Below are 26,625 nucleotides of genomic sequence, written 5' to 3'. Positions count from 1 at the left end.
CCTTTTTATCACAGGATTTCTCTCTGGCTAGCGCCAGGGGCTCTGCTGCCACAGCCGCCCAATTCCTGCCTCGAGCGCCTGCGCGCCCTGCTGCCCCAGCTTCTGGGTCAGGCTTTTTGGCTTGCGATAGCTGATGCCGAACACCTTGTGGTGGCTGGCCTGCGCCAGCAGGTAGTCATCGCTGGTGCAGAGGGTATCCACCAACCCCAGCCCCTTGGCCTGACTCGCCAGCCAGTGCTCACCGGTCGTGACCTGATCGATATCGAGTTGCGGGCGGTGTTCGGCCACAAAGGCCTTGAAGCGCTCGTGGATCGCCGCCAGCTCCTCGCGAAACTTCTCGCGCCCCAGATCGTCGTTCTCGCCGAACATGGTGATAGTGCGCTTGTACTGCCCGGCGGTGTGCATCTCGAATTCGATGTCATGCTTTTTCAACAACTTGTTGAAGTTCGGCATCTGGGCGATCACCCCGATGGAGCCGACGATGGCAAAGGGGGCAGCCAGGATCTTGTCCGCCACGCAGGCCATCATGTAGCCGCCACTCGCCGCCACCTTGTCGATAGCCACGGTGAGCTTGATGTCACGATCGCGCAGCCGCTGCAGCTGGGAAGCGGCCAAGCCATAGCCATGCACCACGCCACCACCGGATTCGAGCCGCAGCAGCACCTCGTCGCCGGGCTGGGCGACGCCAATCACCGCGCTCACCTCCTCGCGCAGGGAGGCCACCTCTTTGGCATCCATGCTGCCGTTGAAATCGAGCACGAACAGGCGGCTTCGCTCATCACCGGCCTTGGTGCGTTTTTTCTGCTCTTCCTTCTGCTGCTTTTCCATCACCTTGCGCTCAGCCTTGCTGGCCAGCGCGCTCTTGAGGGCAAATTGCCCCTGCTCCAGCTCGCTCGAGAGATCGGTCACCACCAGCTCACCCTTGCGCGCTTTCGGCTGGCGAGTGCTGACGATCATCAGGATGATGGCGCCGATGGCCAGCAGAAAGGTCACTGTCTTGGCCAGAAACAGGCCATATTCGGTCAGAAATGTCACGATGGACTCCAGAATGGATCGGTTTTCGTCACATTCTAGGGAGTTTGGTGAATGCGCGCAAAAAATCGCAGCCAGTGCCCGGAAAAACCAACCAGAGCATCACAACCTCTCTATTTTCTTCACATTTTTCTTGCCGCTGGCTGGTCAAACAGGAGCGCGGATCAGTACACTTGGCGCCGATTGCCATGCACTTATGGCCGGAATTTGTTAACAGGAGTTGTCATGCTCGATTATCAGGCCCCCCGCGATCTGCTCAAGGATAAAGTCATTCTGGTCACCGGTGCCGGCGACGGGATCGGCCGCGAAGCCGCCCTCACCTACGCCGCCCACGGTGCCACCGTGATCCTGCTCGGCCGCACCAGCGCCAAACTCGAAGCCGTGTATGACCAGATTGAAGCGGCCGGTTATCCGCTGCCCGCCATCGTGCCGGTGGATCTGAAAGAGGCCACCGCCGCCCACTACCGCGGCATGGCCGAAACCTTCGCCCAGCAGTTTGGCCGCCTCGACGGCGTGCTGTTCAACGCCGGTCTGCTCGGTACCCTCTCTCCGTTTGAACATATTCAGGAGAAGGAGTGGGACGAGGTGATGCAGGTCAACGTCAAATCGGAATTCCTGCTGACCCAGGCACTGCTGCCGCTGCTGCGCCAGACCGCCAAGGCGCAGGGCGATGCCTCCATCGTCTACACCTCCTCCAGCGTGGGACGCAAAGGGCGCGCCTACTGGGGCACCTATGCCATCTCCAAATTTGCTATCGAGGGAATGATGGAAGTGCTGGCCGACGAGCTGGAGAACACAGGCGTGCGGGTCAACACCCTCAATCCGGGCGGTACCCGCACCAAGATGCGCGCCAGCGCCTTCCCGGCGGAAGATCCCATGAACCTCAAGACCCCGGCCGACCTGATGCCGCTCTACCTCTACCTGATGGGGTCGGACAGCCGCGGCAAAACCGGCCAGACCTTTGTGGCTCAGCCAAAATAAACAGGCGTATCAGCCCAAATAAATCAATAAAATACCCAGAGTGTTGTGCGGCAAGGGTTAAATTGAATAGGGGGCACAGGCTCCCTGTTCGAACCACTGACCATCCTATCTCCAATCAGGTTGAACTATGTTTCGTCCCAAGAGCACGTTTGAGCAATGGCGGATCTTTCAGGCGGTGGTCGACTGCGGCGGCTACGCCCAGGCGGCCGAGGCGCTGAACAAGAGCCAGTCCTCCCTCAATCATGCGGTTGCGAAGTTGCAGCAGAGTCTGGGGGTGCCCTTGCTGGAGGTGCGCGGCCGCAAGGCAGTGCTGACACCGGCGGGCGAGATCTTCCTCAAGCGGGCCCGTCAGTTGAGCCAGCAGGTGGAAGAGCTGGAGAATCTGGCCAACAACCTAGAGCGGCAGTGGGAGCCGCAGATCAACCTCTATGTCTCGGCGCTGCAGCCAAGGGATCGCCTCTATCGGGCCTTGGCCAGCTTCTATCCTCGCAGTCGGGGTTGCCGGGTCAACCTGCACGAACGCATTCACTGCCACTTCAACGCCCTGCAACCGGGGGATCTGATGCTCTCCGAGCACCTGCCCGGCGATCGCACCGGCCTGTTGCTGGACGAGGTGTGCCTGCTGCCCCTCTGCGCCGCCAGTCATCCGCTGGCACAGGAGGAGGGGGCGATCCGCAACGATGTATTGACCAGCCACAACCAGATCAGCCTTCACCCCCCCATTCACCGCTCGGTGGACTGGAACGATGCAGATGATACCGGCTGGAAGGCGACCCACTACCACGAAGTGCTCGCCATGCTGCGCCTCGGCCTCGGCTATGCCTGGCTGCCGCGCCATCTGGTAGAGCGGGAGCTGGCGGAAGGTTCACTCATACAGCTGGATCTGGAGAGCGGCAACGAGCGCCACCTCTACACCTATCTGCTGACCCTCTCCCCCGAATCCCTCGGCCCCGCGACCGAGCTGCTGCTGCGCTGCCTGCGCAACGAATATCAGGGCGAATCAGCGCCGCTCCCGCACGCCCACTCCCAGCACGATAAATAACAGCCAGATCCCCCGTCAGACGTTGGGCACCCGCCAGCTGGCGGCCAGTGCTACCAGTGCCAATCCCAACGCCACCATAAAGACCCCGTGGAAACTCCACACCTCCGCCACCACCCCGGCGATGGCCCCCGCCATAATGGAGCCGGTGCGGATGCTGTTGGCAAACAGGGTAGTCGCCACCCCGGCTCGCCCCGGCATCAGATCCTGAAAGTAAGACATGCCGATCCCCGCCACGATACCAATGAAGATGGCGTTGAACAGCTGCAAGGCGATCAGGGCGTATTGGTCGGTGAGGGTCACCAGACCTGTGTAAAAGGCCGCGCCAGCCAGCACCGCCAACAACATCATGGGGCGCTTGCCAAAACGGGCCGTGTAATAACCCGCCAGCAGCATGAAGGGGATCTCCAGCGCCGCCGCTGTGCCCATCAGGATACCGGCAAGCTTCTCATCCATCCCGAGCTCCCGGGTGATATAGAGCGGCATATTGATCAGGTACATGCTGTTACAGGTCCACATCAGGGTGGAGGCGATAAAGAGCGCCCGCACCGCCGGATCCCGCCAGCTGCTGACCCGCTCTGTCTCTTCGGCCATCTTGGGCAAAGGCAGAGAGGGGAGCCAGCGCCACACCACCAGGGCGCAGAGCAGATAGGCCAGTGCCGAGGCCAAGTACATCAGTTCGAAGCCGTAGCCGATGGCTAGCGCGAATGCGATGGGCGGGCCTATGACCCAGGCCAGCGAAAACTGGGCCCGCATCACCGAGCTGAACATGTCCGCCCGCCGGTTGCGGCTGTCGGAGTACTCCCGCGCCAGCGCAAACAGCTGGGGACTGGCTGTGGCCGCCAGCGCCGCCAGCATCACCCCCAGACTCGCCAACAGCCAGTAGTTGCGGTTCCAGGCAAACAGCAAGGAGAGCGCCACCCCGGCAAAACAGCAGCGCAGGATCAGTCGCTTGCGATCCCCCTTGTTATCGGAGCGGTGGCCAAGCCACTGGCTGACCAGAATGCCCACCACGGCGTTGATGGTATAGAAGAGCCCAACCAGAAAGGGGCGCACCTGCACCTCCTCGGCCAGAAACAGACTTAAGGTAGGCACCTGCAATGCCACCGCGACGCCGGTCATAAAGGTCACGGCAAGAAATGAAAGGGAGACGGGGTCCGGGCGTTTGACCGCCGCTATCGACAAGCTCATAGGGTTACCACTGATTGGAAGGACGATACGGGCTAACGGGCGGCAGCCGTATGAAAATTCGGCGCCTATCTTATGTCACTATCAAGAGCGGGCTCAAGGATGGCATAAGCAGGTGTGCGCCTTGCGAGGGAGGCCGCGACCCCGTAGAGTGAAAGCCCATCCTGCCAGCACAAGGAGTTCGCATGTTTGATTTTGATCAGGAAGTAGACCGCAGTGGCACCATGAGCCTGAAATGGGACAAGTACAAGGGTCAGGATGTGCTGCCCATGTGGGTTGCCGATACCGACTTTGTCTCCCCCCCATCCGTGATCGAGGCGTTGACCAAACGGGTCGCCCACGGCATTTTCGGCTATTCACGCCCCTCGCCGCGACTGATCGAACTCATTATCGAACGGATGGCGACCCGCTATGGCTGGACTATCGAGCCCGAATGGCTGGTATTCCTGCCAGGCGTGGTGCCGGGGCTCAACCTCGCCTGCAAGGCCTGGAGCCAGCATGGTCGCGGCATCATCACCCCCAAGCCGGTCTATTACCCCTTCCTGCAGGCGCCGGGCTTCAATGATCGTCCCCTGCTCACCGTGCCGATGATTGAGGAAGCGGGTCGCTGGGTGCTGGATCTTGAAGAGCTGGAGCGTCAGGCCCCCGCCGCAGATCTGCTGCTGCTCTGCAACCCCCACAACCCGGGCGGCACCATCTTCACCCGTGACGAGCTGCTGGCCATCGATGCCATCGCCGCGCGCCACAATCTGGTGATCTGCTCCGATGAAATCCACTGCGATCTGCTGCTGGATAAAAACGCCCGCCACATTCCCTACGGCGCCATCAGTGCGCAAGCGGCCGAACGCTGCGCGGTGATGATGGCCCCGAGCAAGACCTTCAATATCGCCGGTCTCTGCTGCTCCTTCGCCATTATCCCCAACGCCCGTCTGCGCTTCAGGCTGCAACAGGCGATGCGCGGCATCAGCGCCGACGTCAACCTGCTGGGCTTTGTCGCCGCCGAAGCGGCCTATGAGGGTGGCGAACAGTGGCTGACCGAGCAACTCGACTATCTGGCGGCCAATCTGGCCCTGATCCAGCAGGCGGTTGCCCGCTGGCCCGGCGTCAAGCTGGCCAACCATCAGGCGACGTATCTGGCCTGGATCGATGTGAGCGCCCTTGGCCTTGCCGATCCCATCGCCTTCTTCGAGCAGGCCGGGGTTGGTCTCTCCCCCGGCGCCCAGTTTGGCGACGGTCAGTTCGTGCGGCTCAACTTCGGCTGCACCAGAGCACGGCTGACCGACGCGCTGGCGCGGATTGAGCGGGCAATCCTCAACCACAACAAGCCCTGATCAGCCAGCAACGGGATGGGCAAGCCCCATCCCTTTTTCCCTGTGTCATCAGCCAGCGGTCAACTCAGTCAACGGTCAATTATGTCTCTACGGATCTTGCATCACCTTCTGCTCCCACTCTGTGCACTCTCTGCGCTGCTCCCCTTTGGCAGCCAGGCGCTGACTATCGGAACGGGCCCGCTCAATGGGGTCTACTACCCGACCGGTGGCGCCATCTGCCGGGTGCTCAATGCCGGCCATGCCCTGCATGGGGACAGCTGCACCGTGCAGAGCACCCGTGGCTCGATGGCCAACCTCAAGGCACTCGACAAGGGGGACGTACAGCTGGCGCTGGTGCAGTCCGATGTGTTGCACCACGCTCTGCACGGCACCGGCCCCTTCAGTGGGCAGGGGGCCAACAATGAGCTGCGCAGCCTGTTTCGCCTCTATCAGGAGTCGTTGGCCCTGCTGGCCGCCCCCAATAGCGGCATCACCACCCTGGCAGATATCGAAGGGAAGCGGGTCTATCCGGGCAACAAGGGCGCCGGTGAGCAGATCACCAGCCATGCCCTGATGGCAGCCATGGGATGGCAACCCGGGCAGTTTGCTGCCTATCAGCTCAAATCGGACAGCGAACCGCTGGAAGGGCTGTGCGATGGCTCGCTGGATGCCGCTTTTGTGGTAGCCGGTCACCCCAGTCTGGCGGTCGGCGACCTGATCAGCCGCTGCAAGGTGCGCCTCATCCCCATCGAAGGGGAGCAGATCGACACGCTGCTCAAGCAGCACCCCTACTACCAGCGCAGCCGCATCGCCGCCAACCTCTATCCGGGGCAGACTACAGCTATCAACAACATCGGGATGAGTGCCGAACTGGTGGCGCTGGCCAGCCTGCCGGACCCCATCGTCCGAACCGTGCGCGATACCCTGCTGGCCCGGGTCAAACAGTTCAGTCGGCTGCATCCTGCCCTGAGCAAGGTGACCCCCGAGCAGTTGCAGGCGCAAACCGAGCTACCCCTCCATGCGGGGATGTCGGATCAACCGCCAGCCCCCTTGCCACTGACCCCCGAGAAGTTAACCGCGGAACAGCTGATGCCGGAGCCGTTAGCACCAGCGCCATCGGCCTCGGAGGCGGCGCCCACGACAGGGCCGGTGAGTGCCGCCGACGGGGCGACTGCGCCCTCTGACGCGACCGCCACCAGCAGTGCCGCAGTGGCAACAGAAGCAACAGAGGTTAATCCCTTGCCCGAAGAGGCGCTCGAGGTCACCCCCGAACTCACTGCTACGCCGACCACCGAGGGGGAAAGAGTGGCTCCCTCTGCCGCAGCGTCAACGGTTCCATCACCATCGGCTGCCGTTTCGACTCAGTTGCCACAGAGCGCCTCTGCGGCAACTTCGCAGCAAGAGCAGGCAACCCAGCCGGCCAGCAGCGCGGTTGCTGACGAAACCCCACCGCAGGATAAAACCGATATACTTCCCTCCCCTGCCACCAGTGCAGCCACACCGCCGCAGCACTGAGTGGTCAGCACCCACAAACGCATCAGGGCAGCCTCGGCTGCCCTGATTATTGATATGCGTTCGATAGTGGCGCAGTCGATTGGCCTGTTCACCTTGCCGTACAGCTATGGCTCTATCACCCGGGTCAGATAGGGGTTGGGCTTCTGGATCTCCTCCTCCACCCAGTGCAGCAACTGCTTGATGGCCCGCGACAACACCTGATTCTGGCGCACTACGTAGCCCAGACTGGTACCGGGAAAGTCGCCGAGGCTGGTGACCGGCGCGGTGAGGTTGAGTCGCGGATGCAGGGAAAAGTCCGGCACGATGGCGACACCAAAGCCCGCCTCGGCCCAATCCAGCTGGGCGTCCACGCTGCCCACCTCCATGATGCGGCAGGGGGGCAAGGCCAGCAGCGGCAGGGACGGGTCGATCAGCGCCCGAGTACGGGTGTCGTGACCGAGCAGGATCAGGGTCGGCTCGTCGAGGGGATCGCTCTCCCCCGCCACCGCCCGCGCCTGCCAGCGGGCAAGGCCGTGGCCCAGCGCGCACCAGGTCACCTGTTGCAGCTCGGTATAGAAGAGCGGTTCGCTGCGCTTTTGCGCCATGACAAAACCCAGATCCGCCTTGCCCGCCTTGACCAGCTCGGCGGCCTGATCCGAAGTGGTGTTGAACAGAGTGAGGTCGATGCCGGGAAACTCCCGTTTGAAGCGCTGGAACGGCTGGATCAGCAGCAGGCGGGAGATGATGTCGCTGGCGGCGATGGCCAGCGTCCCCTGACTCAGCTGGTTGAGGGCATTGAGATCGGACTGGCAGAGCTGCAACTCGGCAATGGTGCGCTCGGCGCTTTGCAGCAGCCGCTCCCCCGCCTGCGTCAGGCGAAACGGGCTGCGCTCGATCAGCCGCACCCGGGTCGCCTGCTCCAGCCGCTTGATATGCAGGCTGACATTGGGCTGGGTCATGTGCAGCTCGGTGGCTGTCTGGCCAAAATGTTGCAATCGGGCCAGGGTGACAAAGGTTTGCAACCAGTGAATATCCAGCATAAGAGTCCCTCAACCCGCAATGTGCGGGGCTTGCCAGGCAAAATCGGACGGTTTGCCGCTAAATTGGCCATAATTATATGATTCTCTTATCGGAATTATAAAGATAATTAATTTTTCTAATCCGCATCAGGCTCCTAGGATGGACGCCTAACGTCTTAGGAGAAAGAGTCATGTCGTCTATCGTAGTCGTAGGTGCTAACTGGGGTGATGAAGGCAAAGGCCGCATCGTGGATTATCTGGCAGGTCAAGCTGGCGCCAGCATTCGCTTCCAGGGCGGCAACAACGCTGGCCACACCGTGGTCAACGACCTTGGCACCTTCAAGCTGCACCAGGTTCCGAGTGGCGTATTCAACCCGGATTGCCTGGTTGTCCTCGGCCCGGGCATGGTGATCAGCCCCGAGAAACTGACCGTCGAGCTCGAGGAAGTCAAAGCCTCCGGCGTGACTCCGAAGCTGGCCATCTCTGACCGCGCAACTCTCTGCCTGCCGCTGCACGCACTGGAAGATACCCTGGAAGAGCAACGTCTGGGTGACGGCGCCTATGGCTCCACCCGTCAGGGCATCGCCCCTGCCTACGGCGATCGCGTGATGAAGAAAGCAATCCTGGTTGGCTGGCTGAAACAGCCGGACGTGCTGGTCGAGCGCATCCAGTTCATGCTGGACTGGAAACTGCCGCAGATGAAGGCTATCTACCCCTCCTTCGAATTCACCCAGACTGCCCAGGAGATGGCCGACTGGCTGCTGGAAGTCTCTGCACCCTGGATCGACGCAGTGTGCAACGTCAGCATGCCGCTCAAAGCGCTGCAGGCTGAAGGCAAGACCCTGCTGTTCGAAGCCCAGCTGGGCGCTGGCCGTGACCTGATCTACGGCGAATACCCCTGGGTGACCTCCTCCCACGTATCTGGCGCCTACGCCGGTATCGGTGGCGGTCTGCCGGGTCTGCGTCCGGAGCGCGTCATCGCTGTGGCCAAGGCATTCAGCTCCTCTGTCGGTACCGGCACCCTGCTGACCGCCATGGAGAACCAGGACGAGTTCCGCAAGATCACCAATGAGTTCGGCGCTACCACTGGCCGTCCCCGTGATGTCGGTTACTTCGACGCCGTCGCCACCAAGAACGGTGTCGAGCTGCAAGCCGCCACCGAAGTGGCTCTGACCAAGCTGGACTGCCTGACCGGTCTGCCGGATCTGAAGATCTGCGTGGCCTACGAAGGTGCCCACACCGAGAACCCGATTTGGCCGCAAACCGCTGCCCTGAAGCCGGTTTACGAGCAGATGGAAAGCTGGAGCGAAGACATCACCGGCTGCCGCACCTTCGAAGAGCTGCCCAAAGCGGCCCAGCAGTACGTGCTGCGTATCGAAGAGCTGCTCGGCGTACCGGTTCCGATGGTTTCCGTCGGCCCGGGCCGTGACGAGATGATCCTGCGCTAAGCCGCACCTCTTATCGTCAAACAAAAAACCGGCATCCCTGATGCCGGTTTTTTTATGGCTGCTATTTACCTTATCGCCATAAAAACCACCCAAAGGCTCAATTAACTCACCAATCGACCTCACATTGAGCCGTTCTGCAATATTATTTTGCCCTGCTCTCGCTAAAGTGAACCCGTTACCACACGAGGAGTCACCCGATGAAATTGCTCAAACAGAGTGCCCTGTTGCCACTGCTCTGCCTGACGGCCATGCCAGCCTTTGCCATGACCCTGAAGAGCACGGATATTCACGAAGGCCAGCTGATGGCCAAACAGTTCAGCTTCAACGGCTTTGGCTGCAGCGGCGACAACCACTCGCCCCAGCTGAGTTGGCAGGATCTGCCGGCAGGCACCAAGAGTGTTGCCATCACCGCCTATGACCCAGATGCCCCCACCGGCAGCGGTTGGTGGCACTGGCTGGTGGTTAACCTGCCTGCCACCCAGAGCGAGCTGGCCAGCAATGCCTCCGGCAAGCTCAAGCAGGGATTGGAGATCCGCACCGACTTTGGCAGCCAGGGTTACGGCGGCCCCTGCCCGCCCGCTGGTCACGGCATGCACCGCTATCAGTTCACCGCCTGGGCCCTGCCCCATGATCTCGAGGTAAAGGCTGATACCCCGCCCGCTATGATAGGCTACATGCTCAACAGCATGGCGCTCGGCAAAGCCACCCTGACCGCCACCTTCGTCACCCCCTAGGAGCCAACCGGATGAGCACTTCCCTGCTGCAACAGAGCCACTATCTCGGGATCCGCCAGCAGCCCCTGCACCGGGTGCTCATCTATGCCCCAACCCTCATCTGGGTCACCCAGGGGAGCAAACAACTGTGGTGGCGCGAGCGGCGTCTGTCGTTTGACAGGGAGCGCTGGCTGCTGATCCCGGCAGGCCACCAGCTCACCTTCGTCAATCAGCCGGAGCAGGGCAAGTTTCGCTCCCACGCCATCACGCTGCTCACTCCGCCGCCACCAGAATGGCTGGCCGAGTCAGCCTCTTCCCACGCCGACCTGGAGGAACCCGCCGTCAAGGTCACCCCCGGGCTCGCCTTCTGCTTTGAACTCATCAGCACCATGGCCGAACGGGGACTGAGCGAGGCGACCCAGGCCGAACTGCTGCGCGGTTTCTATGCCGAGCTGCGGGCCGCCAACGCCCTCGGATTGCTCTTTCCCGCCAGCACCATGACCCTCGCAGAGCGGCTGGCCCGCTACCTGGCGGTGGAACCCGGCATCGACCACACCCTGGAGGCAGTGGCCCCCCACTTCTCCATGAGCCGCGCCTCCATGGTGCGCAAGCTGACCGCCGAAGGTCGCAGCTTTCGCCAGTTGCTGGCTCAGGTGCGCATGAGTCACGCCCTCAATCTGTTGCAACAGGGCCTGACCCCGCTGGAGGTCGCCCTCGCCTGCGGTTATGACTCCCCCAGCCGTTTTGCCGCCCGCTTCAAACAGGAGTTCGGCCTGACACCCCACCAATACCTGCACACCTGCCCTGCCAGATTGGCGAGCAACGAAAAGTAAAATATTACTTAAAGACCATTCTATGTAACCTGATGTAACCCGGTGATCCCGCTCACATTGCCGCCTCTTCAGAGTGTGATCTCGCGCCAACGCTCCCTTTCCCCTTGCCATACAATGGCTACCGAACACCTTTTCACTAAAAATAAGCGTAAAAAATCTTCCTTTTAACCTACATAAACGGAATTGGAGCGAGAAATGTTTCGTAAAACTTTACTCTCGGTAGCCCTCGGCACCGCCCTGTTCGGACTGACCGCCTGCAACGATAACCAGACAGAGAGCAGCACAGTCGCCAAACCGGAGCAGGCCATCCAGTACAAGGACGTGATCGACCGTCGGGGAACACCGACCCAATTCCGCGACTTTGACAGCTACTCCAACCTCAAATACAACCCGCTGCTCGATCTGGGGGCATGGCACGGTTTCCTGCTGCCTGCCAGCGACAAGGAGTGGGGGGGCTTTACCGGCCCCATGGTCATCTCCGAGGAGTACAGCCTCTTCTTTGCCAGCGAGCTGGACAAGCTCACCCTGAGCGATGCGAGCGGCCGCCCGTTCCCGCTCACCAGCGCCCGCAAGCAGGAGGTGTACGCCATTCCCGGTGCGCTGGTGCAACGCTTCGAGTTCGAGCCCTTTACGCTGGAGCTGGAGCTGCGTTATGGCGATGCCCGCACCGCCCTTATCCGCACCCGACTCATCAATCAGACCGATGCACCGCTCACCCTCAACCTCAACTGGCAGGGCGAGTTGCTCAATCAATGGGATGCCAAGGATACGATTGCCAGCAAATATCCAGGCTGGACTCGCACCATCAGCGAGAGCGACAAAGGAATCGAATTCCAGTTCGGCAAACTGCGCAGCACCTGGAACATCATGCAGAGCGGCAGCGCCCGCTATCGCATCGACCGCACCCTGCCAAGTCGCACCACCCTCGACCAGAAGACACTGGGATACCAAAGTGACGCCAGCATTACCCTGGCCGCCAAGGGGAGCGAGGATATCTACACCCTGCAGAGCTATCTCCACTCCGCAGATGACGCCAGCCGCCATCAGCAGAGCCGTCAGGCCCTGCTGGCCGACCCGGCCAGCTATTTTGCCGACTCCATCCGCCGCTGGGAGGGCTACCTTGCCAACGGTCTCTCCAATCAGGGGATCCCCGAGTCGGAGCGTCGCATCGCCGTCAAGGCGATGGAGACCCTCAACGGCAACTGGCGCTCCCCGGCTGGCGCCATCCTCCACGACGGGGTAACCCCCTCCAATACCGCACGCTGGTTCGACGGCGTCTGGGCCTGGGATAGCTGGAAGCACGCCTATGCCATGGCACACTTCAACCCGGAGGTGGCCAAGAACAACGTGCGCGCCATGTATGACTATCAGGTACAGCCGGATGATCCGGTGCGACCACAGGATGCGGGCATGGTGATCGACGCCGTCTTCTACAACAAGCTGGCGGATCGCGGTGGCGATGGCGGCAACTGGAACGAGCGCGACACCAAGCCGCCCCTCTCCGCCTGGGCCATCTGGGAAATCTACAGCGCCACCAAGGACAAGGCCTTTATCGCCGAGATGTATCCCAAGCTGCAGGCCTACCACGACTGGTGGTACCGCGCGCGGGACAACAACCGCAACGGCATCATCGAATATGGCGCCACCAAGCATGTGGAGCACAACGACGAGTACGGCAATATCACCTTCAAAGTGCAGTACTCCAACGGTATTCCCGCCGGGCTGGATCTCTCCAGCTGTACCAGTGAGGGGGATGGCTGGTATGCCTGCGCCGGTATGCCGCTCTATCAACAGGTGTTGAACGTGGGCGGGTACAGCGACATGGATATCGGTGCCCAGCACGGCGCCGGTTGGGAGTCAGGCATGGACAACGCCGCCCGCTTCGGCTTTATCGAACCGGGCCAGCTGCAACGCTATGCCGACAAGACCTATGGCGGAGATTTGGCCAAGGCACGTCAGGACTGGAACGTCGCCTTCTTTGAAAACCATCAGGACAATGGCGATTTGATCGGCTTCTCCATCGATCAGGAGTCAGTGGAGCTCAACGCCTTCCTGGCCAAGGAGAAACGCATTCTGGCAGACATGGCCGACCTGCTTGACAAGCCGGACGACGCGAGCCGCTACCGCGATGGCGCGACCCAGCTGGCTGGTTACATCAACAGCTGCATGTTCGATGAGGCATCAGGCTTCTATTACGATCGCCAGATTGCTCAGGGGGATGTTGCTGACGGCAACGGCTGCGTCGGCAAATTGCTGACAGCCCGCGGCCGTGGCCCGGAAGGGTGGAGCCCGCTCTGGGCAGAAGTCGCCGACAAGGAGAAAGCGGCACGGGTGCGCGAGGTGATGCTCAACGCCCAGGAGTTCAACACAAAGATCCCGCTGGGCACAGCCGCGCTGACCAACCCGGCCTACGACCCCAATATCTACTGGCGCGGCCGGGTATGGCTCGATCAGTTCTACTTCGGGGTGAAGGGGCTCGAAAACTACGGCTACCGCAGCGATGCCGAGGCTCTGGTCAACAAGCTGTTCAACAACGCTGAGGGCTTGGCGGGCAGCGGCCCCATCCGCGAAAACTACAATCCGGAGACCGGCGCCATGCAGGGGGCCAGCAACTTCAGCTGGAGCTCGGCCCACCTCTATATGCTCTATCGCAACTTCCTCAAGCCACAGGAATAAGCCTCGAGAGAGGATGCCCCCCTTCGGCTTGATGCATCAGGTGGCCTTGTAGAGTGTTGCCATACTGATTGAGCAAACTGAGCACTCGGGAAATATTGCTCAGGCGCTTGCTGCTCCCCCGCAAAAAATGGTGATAGCGGGGGAATAAAAAACAACCCGGCACGAATGCCGGGTTGTTTTTTTATCAGAGAGACGAACTCAGCTCTGGCCTTGCAACGCCTGTTGCAGCTCCTCTTCGCTCCAGATGGTGATACCGAGCTCCTGTGCCTTGGCCAGCTTGGAACCGGCCGCTTCCCCCGCGACCAGCACATCGGTCTTGGCAGATACAGAGCCCGCCACCTTGGCCCCCAGCGCCTGCAATGCCGCCTTGGCGTCGTTGCGCGACAAGGTGGTCAGGGTGCCGGTCAGCACGAAGGTCTTGCCGGCAAAGGGTTGCTCCGCGGCCTCTTTCTTCTCGATGGCCGGCCAGTGGATGCCGGCAGCCAGCAAGGCTTCCAGCACCTCCACGTTGTGGGGCTGACGCAGGAAGTAGTAGACATGCTTGGCCACCACATCACCCACATCGGCCACTTCGAGCAGTTGCTCCACCGAGGCCGCGCGCAGGGCATCCAGGGTGAGGAAGTGATTGGCAAGGTTGAGCGCAGTCGCCTCCCCTACTTCGCGGATCCCAAGGGCAAACAGGAAACGCGGCAGGGTGGTGCTACGCGCCGCATCGATGGCGGCTACCAGATTGAGGGCCGATTTTTGCCCCATCCGCTCAAGACCTGCCAGCTGGATGGCGTTGAGGCTGAACAGATCGGCGGGGGTCTTCACCAGCCCCTTGTCCACCAGCTGTTCGACAATCTTGTCGCCAAGGCCGTCCACATCCATGGCACGACGGGCGGCGAAGTGCTTGATCGCCTCCTTGCGCTGCGCCTCGCAGAACAGGCCGCCGGAGCAGCGGGCAACCGCCTCTCCTTCCAGCCGCTCCACCGCAGAGCCACAGACCGGACACTCGGTCGGGAAGAGGATCGCACGGGCGTCGCTTGGGCGCTGCGCCTCCACCACTGCGACGATCTGCGGGATCACGTCCCCTGCCCGGCGCACGATCACGGTATCGCCGACCATGACGCCAAGGCGCTCGATCTCGTCGGCGTTGTGTAAAGTGGCGTTGGAGACGGTGACGCCGCCGACAAACACCGGCTTGAGCTTGGCCACCGGCGTCACGGCGCCGGTACGGCCAACCTGAAACTCGACGTTCTCAAGCAGAGTCATCTCCTCCTGCGCCGGGAACTTGTGGGCGGTCGCCCAGCGCGGGGCGCGGGCCACAAAGCCCAGCTCCTCTTGCAGAGCGATGGCATCCACCTTGTAGACCACGCCGTCGATCTCGTAAGGCAGCTCGCCACGGCGGGCCAGAATGTCGTCGTGGAACGCCTGACAACCGGCAGCCCCCTCTTTGAGTTTCACCTCGGGACTAAGCGGCAGCCCCCACTCCTTGAGCTGATTGAGGCGACCAAAGTGAGAGTCACCGAGCAGCTCGCCGCCAACACCGACACCGTAAGCGTAAAAGCTCAGGGGACGGCTGGCGGTGATGCGTGAATCGAGTTGACGCAGGCTGCCGGCGGCGGCGTTGCGCGGGTTGACGAACACCTTCTCGCCCGCTGCCAGCGCCTTGGCGTTCATCGCCTCAAAACCGGCCTTGGGCATAAAGACTTCGCCACGCACCTCGAGCCGCTCTGGCCAGCCAGTGCCGCGCAGCGCGAGCGGAATGGCCTTGATGGTGCGCACGTTCTCGGTGATCTCCTCACCAGTGGCGCCATCGCCCCGGGTGGCCGCCTGCACCAGCTGACCATTTACATAGAGCAGGCTCACCGCCAGACCGTCGAGCTTGGGCTCGCAGCAGAAGGTGAAACGCACGTCACGCTTGAGGCGATCGCTCATCCGTTGTTCGAACGCCAGCAACTCTTCGCTGCTAAAGACGTTATCCAGACTCAGCATGGGGATCTCGTGGCGCACCTGTTTGAAGGCGGTCAGCGGCTGACCGCCGACCCGCACGCTCGGGGAAGCCGGAGTTTTTAGCTCGGGATGGTCGGCCTCCAGCGCGATCAGTTCGCGCATCAAACGGTCGTATTCAGCATCCGGTACGGTCGGGTTATCCAGCACATAGTACTGATGACCATATTCGGTAAGCAGCTCACACAGTTGACGGTGGCGGGAGAGAATATCGCTCATGAAAAAGTCTCGAAGTGTGATTGAAAATCCGGCCCGGGGTAGAAACAAAAATGCGGTACCTGGGTACCGCACTTTTATCTATTCGACCCGCATGGCGTATTAGTCGCGGCTGGCCTCGTAGGCAGCCAGTTCATGCCGGTAACGGGCAATAGTCTCGTCACTCAGCGGGCTGCGCTCCATATCGGTCAGCATGGCATCGAGATCGCTGGCCAGTTGATCGGCGGCCTGCAGCATATCCTCGAAGGCAAACGCGGCGTTGCTGCGCAGCGGCAGCTGCATGAACAGGGAGACACCCGGCGTGGTGAACTGCTCCATCCGGTACGGGTTAAAGGTGCCCGGCTTGACCATGTTGATCATGGAGAAGAGCACTTCCCCCTTGCCATTGGCATCTTCGTGACGGTGGAAGATATCCATCTCGCCAAATTTGAAGCCAAGCGCCATCAGGGAGGAGAGCAGAGTCGCCCCTTGCAGCTCATGCCCCGGGCGGCCCATCAGGTTGATGACATAGACATCCTGCCAGATTTTTTCTACCGGCTGGGGAGCTGAGCGAGGTTCTGCAACGGGAGCCTCGTAGACGGGCTCTTCGTAAAGAGGTTCAGGTTCCACATGGCGTGGCTGGGCCTTCACTTCAGGTTCAGTGGCTCGCACAGGCTCATTTCGCACACCAAAGGTGGGCGCTGTGGCATAAGCAGGCTCGATCAGCGGCTCGTCATCCTGAACAGGCATGACTGGCTCGCGCTGGGGACGTGAACGGTAGACCGGGGTACGGCGATTGACCTGGGCCGGTTTGCGTACCGGAGCGGCAGGCTCTTGCGCAATGACGTCAGGCAGCGGCTCATCAAAGCCCGGTTCCTCTTCTTCATAGGCAGGAGGCGGCGGAACCGGACGGGCAGCAGGCTTGCGCACGACGGGCGGTGGCAGTTCATCCTCATCATCTTCATCGTCAAAGGCGGGCACGGCGGCACGGCGACCAAACTCCGGCTGAAGGCTCTCTTCACTGCGCAGCTTGGGCTCGGCACGGCGGCCACTGCTGACTACACGCACCTGACCGATGCCATCGCTGTCGAAGGCGTCATCATCGCGGTTTCGCGATTTGGATTCCATCCGGCCAAGGGGTTTCTCTTTGATCGGTGCCTGACGATTCTTTCTGTTGCTCCACAACCCGTGAATGAGCAATGCCGCGATGGCAATACCGCCCAGGGCAACCAAGATGTAACGCAATTCCTGCATTAGCTGCTTCTCTTTCTAGTTTTGCTCAGCCAAAGCGACGGCTTCACCGATATCGACCGACACAATGCGCGAAACCCCGGGCTCTTGCATCGTGACGCCAACCAGCTGCTCAGCCATCTCCATGGAGACCTTATTATGACTGATGTAAACGAACTGTACTGTGCTCGACATCTCTTTGACAAGAGAACAGAAGCGACCGACGTTCACTTCATCGAGCGGTGCATCCACCTCATCCAGCAGACAAAAAGGTGCTGGGTTGAGTCTGAAGATGGCAAAAACCAGCGCAAGCGCGGTTAACGCCTTCTCCCCCCCGGAAAGCAGGGCAATGGTAGCATTCTTCTTACCCGGAGGTCTCGCCATGATGCTCACTCCGGCCTCCAAAAGATCATCGGAGGTGAGCTCAAGCCAGGCACTGCCCCCACCGAACACTTTCGGAAAGAGGGATTTTAAATCTTCGTTGACCTTATCGAAAGTGTCCCGGAACCGTATTTGTGTCTCTTTATCAATTCTTTTAATGGCTTGGCTCAAGGTTTCCAGCGCTTGCTCAAGATCCTGACACTGATTTTCAAGATAGGTTGCTCGCGTTTTCGCCTCTTCGTACTCCTCCAGCGCCGCCAGGTTGATGGCGCCGAGTGCCTCCACTTGCCCCTCCAGGGTCTGGATCTCCTGCCGCAGCTTGCTGCGATCTGCAGCGATCAGCACCGCCTGATCGAGATCTACCAGTCGAACCCCCAGCTCTTCGAACTGCTCGTGCAGCCCCTGTCGACGGGTGAGGCTGCGTTCACGCTCAAGGCGCAGGGTTGCCAGCTTCTCTTGCAAGGTAACAAGCTGCTTGTGATCGGCTCTTCTGGCCTGTTCCAGCTCGGTCAGCTGGCGCTCCAGCTCCGCAAGCCGTTGATGGCAGGCGAGCTGCTGCGCCTCCAGATTGCGCTGCTCGGCCAGCAGGGGCGCCAGATCCGGCACTGCCTCGCTATCCGGCCCTTTCAGCCCGGCCAGCTCCAGCCCGAGCCTCGCCAGCTCCTCTTCACCCAGGGTAATGAGTTGGCGCAGATTGCCCAACTCCAGTTGCAAACGCTGGCAGGCCGCTTGTTGCTGCTCGCGGCGCACTCGCGCCTCATCGACCGCCCGCTCGCAGCGGGTCAGCTGCTCCTGCGCGACCTGCAACCCTTGTGTCAGCGGCTCCCCCTGCTCCTGCAACTCGGCAAGGCGCGCCTCATCGAGTTCCAGTTGTTCACGGGCGCTGGCCAGTCGCTCTGCCTCTTCGGCCTGCTCCTGATCAAGCCGGATCAGCTCTTCGCCGAGCTGACCGAGCCGCTGCAACCGCTCCTGCCGCTGACCCTGTTGCAGGCTCCAGGCTTCGCGCAGTTGTTGCCATTTCTGCTCTTGCTCGCGCAAGGTTCGCTGCGACAACTCATGCGCACTGGCAAGCTGGGCACGCCGGGCATCGGCAGCCACAAGTTGCTCGCTCAGCTGTGCCTGCCCCGCGGCAACCTTCTCCAGCTCGGTGTGCAACCGCTCACGCTCACCGAGCAGCGCCATGGTGCCGAGCGCCGCGCCCAGCCCCAGATCGGCCCAGTTTGGCCCCAGCCAGTCGCCAGCAGGAGTCAGTACCGACTCACCGGCCGCAAGGCTTGGCTGGCGGGCCAATGCGGCCTCCCGGCTCTCCACCAGCCAGATGGCATTGAGGAAGGCGGGAATGTGCTTGCCGCCCAGTTGCGCCGCCAGCGTACCGGCAACCGCCGGTTGTGCCGGGCCAATCCAGAGTCCCTCTTGCGCCAGATTGCACTCGTCCGCTGGCGTTGCGGTGAGCCAGCGACCCAGCACCTTATCGAGCGCCTGTGCCCACTCGGGGGCAACTTGCAACCGGTCGGCCAGAGTCACCCCCTCCATCTGTTCGCCGAGGATCTGATCCAGCGTCGCCAGCCGCGCCTCCAACTCCCGCTGCAGGCTCAACTGCTGGCCATGCTGCTGCTTGAGTTGTTCATGGGTGTGGACAGCCTGCGCCAGCTGCTCGGTCAGCTCGTCATTGGCCGCCCGCGTCAGCTCCAGCTCACCACTCAGGGCATCGAGGGCCGGTTGCAGATCGTCGGCCTCTGCGCCGAGGGGGCCAGCGCGTTCATCTTCCAGCTTGAGGCGCGCCAGCCGGGTCTTGGCTTGCAGCTCCTGCAAACCACCCAACCGGGTACGGGTCTGATTGAGTTGCCCCTGCACCCCGGCCAACTGTTGCTGCCACTGCTGCTGGCGCAAGCGGGCTTGTTCCAGTTGCTCGCTGGCGTGCTGGCGAGCCTCCTGCTGCTCGGTAAGCAACTGCTCACACTGCTCCAGCCGAGCGCTCTCCTGCTCAGCGCGCAATACCCCTTCGGTCAGTTGATCCTGCTGGCTGGCCAGCTGCGCCTTGCGGGTGGCAATCCGCTCGCCCAGCGCCTCTGCACGGGCCTGCCAGTCGCGCCCCAGTTCACTCTGGTGCAGTTGCTGCTGTTCGAGACGGGCGATGGCCTGCCCGCCGAGAAAAATCTGTTGCTGACGGCTCGCCTGCTCGGCTTGCGCCTCTTGTCTGGCGACCGACAGGGTGACGTGGCGCCCCTCATCGGCGGTACGCTTGGCATCGAGCGCCGCCAGCGCCTGCTCGGCATGTGCCAGTTCGGTTTTGGCCTCGCCAAGGCGCGTCTCCAGCGCCCACAACTCGGAGCCAATCAGCTCGGCGCGAGCGGCGCGCGAACGACTCTTGAGCTGTTTGTAGCGTTCGGCGGTTTCGGCCTGGGCTTTGAGGTGCTCAAGGCGCGAACCCAGCTCGCCGCGAATATCGCCGAGGCGCTCCAGGTTCTCCTGAGTGTGGCGAATGCGCTGCTCGGTCTCGCGGCGCCGCTCCTTGTAGCGGGAAACCCCGGCGGCCTCTTCCATAAAGAGCTTGAGATCGGCCGGACGTGACTCCACCAGTCGGCTGACAGTGCCCTGCTCGATGATGGCATAGCTGCGGGGGCCAAGGCCGGTGCCGAGGAAGAGGTCGGTCACATCTTTGCGGCGGCACTTCTGGCCGTTGATCTGATAGTGGTTGGAGCCGTCGCGCAGCACTTCGCGGCGCACCGAGATCTCGGTAAAGCGACCGAACTCGCCGGGCACCCGGTTGTGGGGATTGTCGAACACCAGCTCGACCGAGGCGCGCCCGTGCGCACTGCGATTGATGGAGCCGTTGAAGATGACATCGGTCATGTTCTCGCCGCGCAGATGGCGGGCGGAGCTCTCTCCCAGCACCCAGCGCACCGCGTCGATGACGTTGGATTTGCCACAGCCGTTAGGGCCCACCACGGCGGTCATGTCTGCCGACAGTTCGATGCGGGTCGGCTCGACGAACGACTTGAAGCCGGCGAGTTTGATCAGTTTCAGACGCATGGCGACCTGTATCAGTGGCTAAATAAAGAGGAGGCGGGCAGGTGACTTTACCAAATCCAGACCCGGCTTTGTTTGTAATATGCAGGCATCATCCCCATTCATGCCCGATTTTTGGTCGCCACGGCACGAAATAAGGAATAGTCGGCGACTTTACCAAATCAAAGGCTTGTTTGTAATATGCTGGCAGTTCTCCCATGCATAGATGGAGCTCACATGAGCCAATCACCCCATATGGTCAAAGATTCAATCAGCGGTGCAGACTATTTCCTGCGCGGATTTTCCCTTATTCGCCAACCGGGCATCCGCACCTTTGTGCTGATCCCCCTGCTGGTCAACTTCGTGCTGTTTGCCGGGGCCTTCTATGCCCTGCTGCTGCAACTGGACGGCCTGTTCGCCTGGCTCCATCAGCAGATCCCCGCCTGGCTCGACTGGCTGGACTACCTGCTGTGGCCCATCGCGCTCATCACCATACTGGTGGTCTTCTCCTTTATCTTCAGCTCGGTTGCCAACTGGGTAGCCGCCCCCTTCAACGGCCTGCTGGCGGAGAAGGTGGAGCAGATCCTCACCGGCCAGCCCGCCAATGACGGCGGCATGCTGGATATCGTCAAGGATGTGCCACGCACCTTCGGCCGCGAATGGACCAAGCTGAAGTATTACCTTCCCAAGGCCATTGGCTGCCTGATCCTGTTCCTGATCCCTGTGGTGGGCCAGACCCTGGCGCCGGTGCTCTGGTTCCTGTTCAGCGCCTGGATGATGGCGATCCAGTATGTGGATTATCCGTTCGACAACCACAAGATCGACTTCATCACCATGCGTGACGCCTTGAAGCAACGCCGTGGCAAGTGCCTCAGCTTCGGCGCTTTGGTGACCCTCTTCTCCGCCATTCCGGTGGTGAACCTCTTCGTGATGCCAGTCGCCATCTGTGGTGCCACCGCCATGTGGGTCGATCACTACCGGCAGGAGCAGTTGGGGCGCTAACCCTTGAACATTGATTAGAAAAAGGCACCCGAAACGGTGCCTTTTTCGTATTTAGCATGAATTAAATTAATGCATGCATTCGATAGCTTGTCCCATATGACACGAGTTGGTAGGATTCTGGCCTTTCTCGTTCCCTGGGATATCTCATGTTACATGCACTCTTCTTGGTGGGCCTGGTGGCCGAAGGGATGACCGGCGCGCTGGCCGCGGGTCGGCGACGGATGGATCTGTTTGGTGTGGTTATCATCGCCTCGGCGACGGCCATCGGTGGTGGCACCATCCGCGATGTGCTGCTGGGCCACTATCCGCTGCTCTGGATTGAACATCCGGAATATGTACTGCTGGTTGCGGCAGCTGCGATGGCGGGTGTGGTCTCTGCCCCCCTGATGCGCTACCTCGGCAAGCTGTTCATGGCCCTTGATGCCCTGGGACTGGTGGTCTTCTCCATCTTCGGTGCAGCCCGGGCGCTGGATATGGGCCACGGCGCCGGTATTGCCTGCATCATGGCGGTAGTGACCGGGGTCTTTGGCGGGGTGCTGCGGGATCTGCTCTGTCAGCGCATTCCACTGGTATTTCGTCGCGAGCTCTATGCAGCCATTTCGCTGATCACCGCAGCGCTTTACTGTCTGGCGCTGGATCAGGGCTTGCCGACCAACTGGGCCGCGTTCGGTTCCATCGGGATCGGCTTTGTACTGCGGCTGCTGGCGGTTCGCTTCAAGTGGGGTCTGCCCACCTTCAACTACCAGTACGCGACCCACTGAGTACGCCAGCTTCTGGCGAGGCGGGTTGGATTGCGAGCAACAAAAAAGCGCCCGAGCGGCGCTTTTTTCATGGACGGTCTGCGACTCAGTTAATCCCTTCCGAGCTGAAGAAGGTCGCCTTGTCGGCGATAAAGCGGATCTTGATGTTCTTCCCTTCCCCGCCCCAGAGGCAGCTGGTGGTGCCCAAGGCATCATCACAACGCTCCGCCTTGCCCAGAATGGTGCTGGCCTCGGCGTAACTCATCCCCATCTTCAACTGGTCGTAATTTTCACGGTTGAGCTTGCTGCAACCGGTCAGCAACAGGGCGATCAGGCCGCCAATCACTATCTTTTTCATCGCTATCTCCTCTCTGGTGGGAAGAGCTTGGCAGCTTGCCAACCCCTTTACCAGCTGCGCACCGGGCCGGTATCGAGGTGAACGAAGTTATCGCGGGGATAGTAACCGACCCCACCCACCTTGAGCTGGAGCGCCGCCTTGCGCAGATGGGCCAGCTGTACGCCGGGGATCCGCACATCCACCGCCTGCCCAAGGGTGTGGTAGCTGTGCTTGGCCACGCCGCGGCTCTTGTGGCGCTTCTGACGATTGGTTGCCGGGGCGCGATAGCCGGAGATCAGCTGAATTTCACTGCGCCGACCCAGCTTGTGCTGCAACAGAAACAGCTGATCAAACAACTTCTTGTCGATGTTGAACACTTCGTTGCGCCGGTAATCGCGGAAGATGTGGTTGAGCTCGGCCAACCCGTCGCTCAGATAGTGGCCGTTCTCCCAATAGCTGGCGCGCACCCGCTCGCCGGTATTGAGATTGAAGAAACTGAGTTCACGCCCGGTGGTACTGCGGCTGGCCAGTGCAGGGAAGGAGATCAGCGAGCTGCCCAGCAGGCAACCGGCTCCCAACAACAGGCGACGTCGACTTATCTCTTGTTCCAGCATAAGGGGTTCGTCCATCGCAGATTCAAGCGAAAAATAGTTGAATAAGATCACTGATTGAATGTGATACAGGCGCTTGAAACTACCCTCCGGCGGGGGGAGCTGTCAAACCACAATCGCCCATAGAAAAGCCCGGCACAGGCCGGGCTTTTCACTCTGTGGCAGGGATCACAGCAGGCGGCTCTGGAAGCTGACCCGATCAAATCCGTAGATGTCGTTGCGCAGTTGCTGGCGACCATTTTCGTCGATCCAGCTGCTCCAGTAGACGGTAAAGACCGGGATCGGCGTGGTAAGCGGCAACCATTTGGTCTGGCTCTCCTTGAGGATATTGGCCACCTTGTCCGGCTGATAGCGGGAGTCCGCCAACAACAGCTCGGCCAGATCGTCAGCATGCTCCACCCGGATGCAACCCGAACTGAAGGCGCGCGCCCCCTGTTCGAACAGCGCCTTGCGCGGGGTGGAGTGCAGATAGATGGCGTCATTGTTGGGCAGGTAGAACTTGTAGCGCCCCAGGGCATTGTGATCCCCCGGCTTTTGCCGCAGGCGATAGGGGAAACCGGCGGCCAGCGCCTGATGCCACCCCTCTTCGGTGAACTGGACCGGATTGCCCTCGCTGTCGATCACCTCGAACTGCTCGCGACTCAGGTACGCGGGATCGCGACCCAGCTTGGGCAGGATGTCCTTGCTCAGGATCGAGCGCGGCACATGCCAGGAGGGGTTGAGCACGATGGAGCGAATTTCGCTGGCCAGAATGGGGGTGGCCCGCTGCTCCTTGCCGACGATGACCCTGCTGGTAAACACCTCGTTGCCGGACTCCACCACGCTCAGGCGGTAGTCAGGAATATTGACCAGCACGTAGCGGCCACCGGCGAGTTGATCCACCAGATCGCGACGCCACAGGTTACGCAGCAGCAGGCTGGCGCGCACTTGCGGGCCGGTATTGAGCCAGGAGCGGGTCTGACGGCCGATAATGCCGTCCGCGGTGAGACCGTGACGACGCTGGAACTGCTTGATGGCCTGCTCGGTATCACCATCGTAAATCTGATCACCATGGCTCGGGGCGCTGTCGCCCAGCTCGTTGAGCATGGCGCGGATCTGGCCAAGCTCGGTGGAGCGCTCTCCGGCACGCAGGGTTGGCATATCGAGGGTCGGCCACTTGCTGGCCATCGGCATTGCCAGCAGTTTGTGCACTTTGGCCCGCACCGCCTCGTATTCCGCCACCTGGGGGCGCAGAGATTTCACTTGGGTGAGCAGGTCATCATCGCTGGGTTGGGTCACCACAGGGCGGTTCAAATCGAGCTTAAGGGTCTTCATCTGCTCGCGAGAGACCAGATCCATCCCCCGCCAGGCGTGCTGGAAACGGCTCAGCTTGGTAAAAATGTCGTCATAGATGGCACCACGCTTGTCTGTATGGGTGGCCTGCAGGCGCTTCCACAGCGTGAAAAAATCGGGGTGCAGCTGGGCAAGCACAGCCTCTTGCAACTGCTGCTCCAGCTCGACACGGGCCTGTTCGGCCTGACTGCCCTGATACCAGTCGTGTCCGGTTTCACTGGCCGCCACCACAACTTGTGCTTCGGTCGCATGTACCGCGCCAGCGGGCAAACATCCCAGCCACACCAGATTGGCAAGGGCCAGCCAATACTTCATCCCCATGGGTACCTCAAAACGGTTTGTTCACTCTGTCAGGCCTGACAAGCAGACCCGATGCTCAGGCCGCTCATGATGCGTGAACGGCCAATACTTTGCTAGCGCTCGGGGGCATAACGCTGCCAGATAATGTCATACGCATCTGTCTCCTTGAACCGCGCCAACGCCTGATTGAATTGTTGCAAGAACTGCGGCGAAAAGCTGCGCTTGCCCAACATAAAGAAGCTTGGCGATTCAGATACCACCATGGGGTGGCTGGTGAACAGACCGCTCATCCCCTCCTTGTTAAGGGCGCTGGGGGTAGCCAGCATGTCACCGAGGAAACCGTCGATCCGCCCGCGGGCCAGCTTCTCATAATTCTGCTGATCGCTCACCGCACTCACCTGTTTGGCATAGCGAGCGAGCAGCGACATCACTTCCTCACCATAGAAGTACTCTTTGGTGACGCCGAGGGAGTAACCACTGGCCAGCCAGCTCGTCAGATCCTGTTCGGGATAGTGGCTGCCCTTGCGGATCCACAGCAAGGTGCGCCCCGGGTTGTAGGAGTCGGAAAACCAGGCATAACGGGCGCGCTCATCATTGATATTCGCCTCCATCGCCATGTCTATCTCGCCATATTCCATTTCGTGCAGTACCCGCTTCCAGGGCAGCTCCACATAGTGGACCTTGCAGTGCATGGAAGTGAGCACAGCCGTCAGCACCTCGGCGGCATAACCGCGCACCTCTTGCGGTGAGTCGGCTTCGTAATAATGGTAGGGGGGCCAGTTATCGTAACCGACCTGAATGGGCTCGGGACACAGGGCCTTGGCCAATGCCATTGGCGCCCATAATCCAAGCAACAGACAGCAAGAGAGCCACTTCATATGTCATCCTTGACGAATAAGTGAGTCATCATAAATCGCCCCCTGCAAAATGGCGATAGAAGCCAGATGACTATCGCATCCGCTAGAAAATGACGCAGCAAAGCGCTTCTATTTGCCAATTGCCCTGCCGGAGCACTACTGGCAACCTGCGCCCCGCCAGACCTGTTTAACCGGGAAACAGCAACGTTTGGAACAGGGGTAAAAAGGGGTTAATATGTGACCAAATATTTTTTTGTGATCCACTATGCTTTTTTTGCAATTGGATTAGCATATGCGCGACATCGGCCTACCCATTCTGTCAGGCATAGAGAGTGATATGACGTACAAAAAGTTCGGTTTTTTGACTGCCATTCTGGCGTTAAGCGGTTTTTATCTTTACACCCTCTATCTGGCTGCTCACCCCAACGTGAGCCTGGCCTACAAACTCTATTATCTGGAAGGCAAAACCCGCTTCTGGGAACACAACTCCAGCATGACCTATCAGCCGGGTAACGAGCTCAATCTGACCAAGCCAAGCCGCTTCCTCTCCAGCGAAGGCTGGGCCAAGAAGCCGAGCGACGAAGGTACCCTGCTTAGCGGTCAGGGCGGTCTCTACTTTGTGCTGCCCAAGCAGGCGGCCAATCCGGATCAGCTTACCGTACAGGCCCGCATCAACAGCCCGGAAGCCGGTGCCCTGTTGAAAGTGGCGCTGGGTCACGACTTCACCACCACGGTGAAACTGGCCAAAGCGGGCATCAACGAAATCCGCCTCAGTCTGCCCGGCGACTCGCTCACGGCAGATCCCAAGCGCCCCAATTTTCTGGCGCTCTCGGCACCTACTCCCATCAATGTGCAGTCGGTACGTTTGACCGTAGCCCAGTGATCCTTGCCCCGAATACCATTTTA

General features: G+C 60.8%; 21 protein-coding genes. 11 read left to right on the top strand and 10 right to left on the bottom strand.

All coding sequences use genetic code 11. The features are described from left to right. Positions 1–27 precede the first annotated feature (27 nt). On the bottom strand, positions 28–1,035 hold the full coding sequence (gene sohB / locus I6L35_RS11850; protein ID WP_216978252.1) for a protease SohB: 1,008 nt from the start codon (positions 1,033–1,035) through the stop codon (positions 28–30). Positions 1,036–1,257: 222 nt separating this feature from the next. Between sohB and I6L35_RS11845 the strand changes: the two genes are divergently transcribed. Together I6L35_RS11845 and I6L35_RS11840 are read left to right on the top strand one after the other, a co-directional pair. Beyond that, a complete protein-coding gene (locus I6L35_RS11845) occupies positions 1,258–2,013 on the top strand; it encodes a YciK family oxidoreductase (RefSeq protein WP_216978251.1) in 756 nt (251 codons plus the stop codon). Positions 2,014–2,140: 127 nt separating this feature from the next. Then, positions 2,141–3,055, top strand: coding sequence for a LysR family transcriptional regulator (locus I6L35_RS11840; RefSeq protein ID WP_216978250.1), 915 nt, complete (start codon positions 2,141–2,143; stop codon positions 3,053–3,055). A 15-nt stretch (positions 3,056–3,070) separates the two neighbouring features. Here the strand turns inward: I6L35_RS11840 and I6L35_RS11835 are convergent, their stop codons facing one another. Beyond that, positions 3,071–4,243 (bottom strand): MFS transporter, encoded by a 1,173-nt coding sequence (locus I6L35_RS11835; RefSeq protein WP_005334914.1) that lies wholly within the window; start codon positions 4,241–4,243, stop codon positions 3,071–3,073. Positions 4,244–4,425: 182 nt separating this feature from the next. On the opposite strand from I6L35_RS11835, the gene I6L35_RS11830 reads away from it, so the two are divergent. Next, positions 4,426–5,571 carry a MalY/PatB family protein gene (locus I6L35_RS11830; protein WP_216978249.1) on the top strand — a complete coding sequence of 382 codons (1,146 nt, stop codon included), beginning with the start codon at positions 4,426–4,428 and terminating at the stop codon, positions 5,569–5,571. An 81-nt stretch (positions 5,572–5,652) separates the two neighbouring features. Beyond that, positions 5,653–7,065 carry a TAXI family TRAP transporter solute-binding subunit gene (locus tag I6L35_RS11825; RefSeq protein ID WP_216978248.1) on the top strand — a complete coding sequence of 471 codons (1,413 nt, stop codon included), beginning with the start codon at positions 5,653–5,655 and terminating at the stop codon, positions 7,063–7,065. Between the two features lie 104 nt (positions 7,066–7,169). Here I6L35_RS11825 and I6L35_RS11820 read toward each other — a convergent pair whose 3' ends face one another. Next, positions 7,170–8,084 carry a LysR family transcriptional regulator gene (locus I6L35_RS11820; RefSeq protein ID WP_042658174.1) on the bottom strand — a complete coding sequence of 305 codons (915 nt, stop codon included), beginning with the start codon at positions 8,082–8,084 and terminating at the stop codon, positions 7,170–7,172. Positions 8,085–8,254: 170 nt separating this feature from the next. Between I6L35_RS11820 and I6L35_RS11815 the strand changes: the two genes are divergently transcribed. From I6L35_RS11815 to ygjK, 4 genes are all read left to right on the top strand, one after another. After that, entirely contained in the window at positions 8,255–9,511 is a 1,257-nt protein-coding gene (locus I6L35_RS11815; protein WP_005362191.1) for an adenylosuccinate synthetase, read from the top strand. Positions 9,512–9,708: 197 nt separating this feature from the next. Then, a complete protein-coding gene (locus tag I6L35_RS11810) occupies positions 9,709–10,245 on the top strand; it encodes a YbhB/YbcL family Raf kinase inhibitor-like protein (protein ID WP_043822362.1) in 537 nt (178 codons plus the stop codon). An 11-nt stretch (positions 10,246–10,256) separates the two neighbouring features. Then, on the top strand, positions 10,257–11,057 hold the full coding sequence (locus I6L35_RS11805; RefSeq protein ID WP_216978247.1) for an AraC family transcriptional regulator: 801 nt from the start codon (positions 10,257–10,259) through the stop codon (positions 11,055–11,057). 195 nt (positions 11,058–11,252) lie between these two features. After that, the gene (ygjK, locus tag I6L35_RS11800; RefSeq protein ID WP_216978246.1) at positions 11,253–13,733 is read left to right on the top strand and encodes an alpha-glucosidase; all 2,481 of its coding nucleotides are present in this window, start codon (positions 11,253–11,255) and stop codon (positions 13,731–13,733) included. 198 nt (positions 13,734–13,931) lie between these two features. Here the strand turns inward: ygjK and ligA are convergent, their stop codons facing one another. The 3 genes from ligA to I6L35_RS11785 form a co-directional block, all read right to left on the bottom strand. After that, positions 13,932–15,944: an NAD-dependent DNA ligase LigA gene (gene ligA, locus I6L35_RS11795; RefSeq protein ID WP_216978245.1), complete on the bottom strand. Its 2,013-nt coding sequence runs from the start codon at positions 15,942–15,944 to the stop codon at positions 13,932–13,934. Positions 15,945–16,043: 99 nt separating this feature from the next. After that, a complete protein-coding gene (gene zipA / locus I6L35_RS11790; protein ID WP_005347811.1) occupies positions 16,044–17,174 on the bottom strand; it encodes a cell division protein ZipA in 1,131 nt (376 codons plus the stop codon). 15 nt (positions 17,175–17,189) lie between these two features. Then, on the bottom strand, positions 17,190–20,564 hold the full coding sequence (locus I6L35_RS11785) for an AAA family ATPase (protein ID WP_216978244.1): 3,375 nt from the start codon (positions 20,562–20,564) through the stop codon (positions 17,190–17,192). Between the two features lie 213 nt (positions 20,565–20,777). Here I6L35_RS11785 and cysZ point away from each other — a divergent pair, with 213 nt between their 5' ends. Together cysZ and I6L35_RS11775 are read left to right on the top strand one after the other, a co-directional pair. Then, positions 20,778–21,542, top strand: coding sequence for a sulfate transporter CysZ (gene cysZ / locus I6L35_RS11780; RefSeq protein ID WP_100654293.1), 765 nt, complete (start codon positions 20,778–20,780; stop codon positions 21,540–21,542). 146 nt (positions 21,543–21,688) lie between these two features. After that, positions 21,689–22,303 (top strand): trimeric intracellular cation channel family protein, encoded by a 615-nt coding sequence (locus tag I6L35_RS11775; RefSeq protein ID WP_005338456.1) that lies wholly within the window; start codon positions 21,689–21,691, stop codon positions 22,301–22,303. 85 nt (positions 22,304–22,388) lie between these two features. On the opposite strand, the gene I6L35_RS11770 is transcribed toward I6L35_RS11775, so the two are convergent. From I6L35_RS11770 to I6L35_RS11755, 4 genes are all read right to left on the bottom strand, one after another. Next, positions 22,389–22,640, bottom strand: a complete 252-nt coding sequence (locus tag I6L35_RS11770) for a hypothetical protein (RefSeq protein ID WP_005338457.1) — start codon at positions 22,638–22,640, stop codon at positions 22,389–22,391. 47 nt (positions 22,641–22,687) lie between these two features. Beyond that, complete coding sequence (locus I6L35_RS11765; RefSeq protein ID WP_005338458.1) at positions 22,688–23,233, bottom strand: DUF882 domain-containing protein; 546 nt, start codon at positions 23,231–23,233, stop codon at positions 22,688–22,690. 165 nt (positions 23,234–23,398) lie between these two features. Continuing rightward, a complete protein-coding gene (locus I6L35_RS11760) occupies positions 23,399–24,883 on the bottom strand; it encodes a murein L,D-transpeptidase (protein ID WP_216978243.1) in 1,485 nt (494 codons plus the stop codon). A gap of 92 nt (positions 24,884–24,975) precedes the next feature. Next, positions 24,976–25,740 carry an ABC transporter substrate-binding protein gene (locus tag I6L35_RS11755; RefSeq protein WP_216978242.1) on the bottom strand — a complete coding sequence of 255 codons (765 nt, stop codon included), beginning with the start codon at positions 25,738–25,740 and terminating at the stop codon, positions 24,976–24,978. Positions 25,741–26,056: 316 nt separating this feature from the next. Here I6L35_RS11755 and I6L35_RS11750 point away from each other — a divergent pair, with 316 nt between their 5' ends. Continuing rightward, entirely contained in the window at positions 26,057–26,602 is a 546-nt protein-coding gene (locus tag I6L35_RS11750) for a hypothetical protein (RefSeq protein ID WP_041202288.1), read from the top strand. The last annotated feature ends 23 nt before the right edge of the window (positions 26,603–26,625 follow it).

Origin of the sequence: Aeromonas sp. FDAARGOS 1405 (genome assembly GCF_019048265.1) — a bacterium.
Lineage (GTDB): Bacteria > Pseudomonadota > Gammaproteobacteria > Enterobacterales > Aeromonadaceae > Aeromonas > Aeromonas veronii_A.
Note: the sequence above shows the minus strand (reverse complement) of the source record. Positions and strands in the feature narration are given on the sequence as shown.

Bases quoted from the DNA above. Each gene is read 5' to 3' on its own strand.
- I6L35_RS11770 (WP_005338457.1), bottom strand. From the start codon at position 22,640: ATGAAAAAGATAGTGATTGGCGGCCTGATCGCCCTGTTGCTGACCGGT.
- cysZ (WP_100654293.1), top strand. From the start codon at position 20,778: ATGAGCCAATCACCCCATATGGTCAAAGATTCAATCAGCGGTGCAGAC.
- I6L35_RS11805 (WP_216978247.1), top strand. From the start codon at position 10,257: ATGAGCACTTCCCTGCTGCAACAGAGCCACTATCTCGGGATCCGCCAG.
- I6L35_RS11810 (WP_043822362.1), top strand. From the start codon at position 9,709: ATGAAATTGCTCAAACAGAGTGCCCTGTTGCCACTGCTCTGCCTGACG.
- I6L35_RS11835 (WP_005334914.1), bottom strand. From the start codon at position 4,243: ATGAGCTTGTCGATAGCGGCGGTCAAACGCCCGGACCCCGTCTCCCTT.
- I6L35_RS11785 (WP_216978244.1), bottom strand. From the start codon at position 20,564: ATGCGTCTGAAACTGATCAAACTCGCCGGCTTCAAGTCGTTCGTCGAG.
- I6L35_RS11760 (WP_216978243.1), bottom strand. From the start codon at position 24,883: ATGGGGATGAAGTATTGGCTGGCCCTTGCCAATCTGGTGTGGCTGGGA.
- ygjK (WP_216978246.1), top strand. From the start codon at position 11,253: ATGTTTCGTAAAACTTTACTCTCGGTAGCCCTCGGCACCGCCCTGTTC.
- I6L35_RS11830 (WP_216978249.1), top strand. From the start codon at position 4,426: ATGTTTGATTTTGATCAGGAAGTAGACCGCAGTGGCACCATGAGCCTG.
- I6L35_RS11775 (WP_005338456.1), top strand. From the start codon at position 21,689: ATGTTACATGCACTCTTCTTGGTGGGCCTGGTGGCCGAAGGGATGACC.
- I6L35_RS11815 (WP_005362191.1), top strand. From the start codon at position 8,255: ATGTCGTCTATCGTAGTCGTAGGTGCTAACTGGGGTGATGAAGGCAAA.
- ligA (WP_216978245.1), bottom strand. From the start codon at position 15,944: ATGAGCGATATTCTCTCCCGCCACCGTCAACTGTGTGAGCTGCTTACC.
- I6L35_RS11820 (WP_042658174.1), bottom strand. From the start codon at position 8,084: ATGCTGGATATTCACTGGTTGCAAACCTTTGTCACCCTGGCCCGATTG.
- I6L35_RS11845 (WP_216978251.1), top strand. From the start codon at position 1,258: ATGCTCGATTATCAGGCCCCCCGCGATCTGCTCAAGGATAAAGTCATT.
- zipA (WP_005347811.1), bottom strand. From the start codon at position 17,174: ATGCAGGAATTGCGTTACATCTTGGTTGCCCTGGGCGGTATTGCCATC.
- I6L35_RS11765 (WP_005338458.1), bottom strand. From the start codon at position 23,233: ATGCTGGAACAAGAGATAAGTCGACGTCGCCTGTTGTTGGGAGCCGGT.
- I6L35_RS11840 (WP_216978250.1), top strand. From the start codon at position 2,141: ATGTTTCGTCCCAAGAGCACGTTTGAGCAATGGCGGATCTTTCAGGCG.
- I6L35_RS11825 (WP_216978248.1), top strand. From the start codon at position 5,653: ATGTCTCTACGGATCTTGCATCACCTTCTGCTCCCACTCTGTGCACTC.
- I6L35_RS11755 (WP_216978242.1), bottom strand. From the start codon at position 25,740: ATGAAGTGGCTCTCTTGCTGTCTGTTGCTTGGATTATGGGCGCCAATG.
- I6L35_RS11750 (WP_041202288.1), top strand. From the start codon at position 26,057: ATGACGTACAAAAAGTTCGGTTTTTTGACTGCCATTCTGGCGTTAAGC.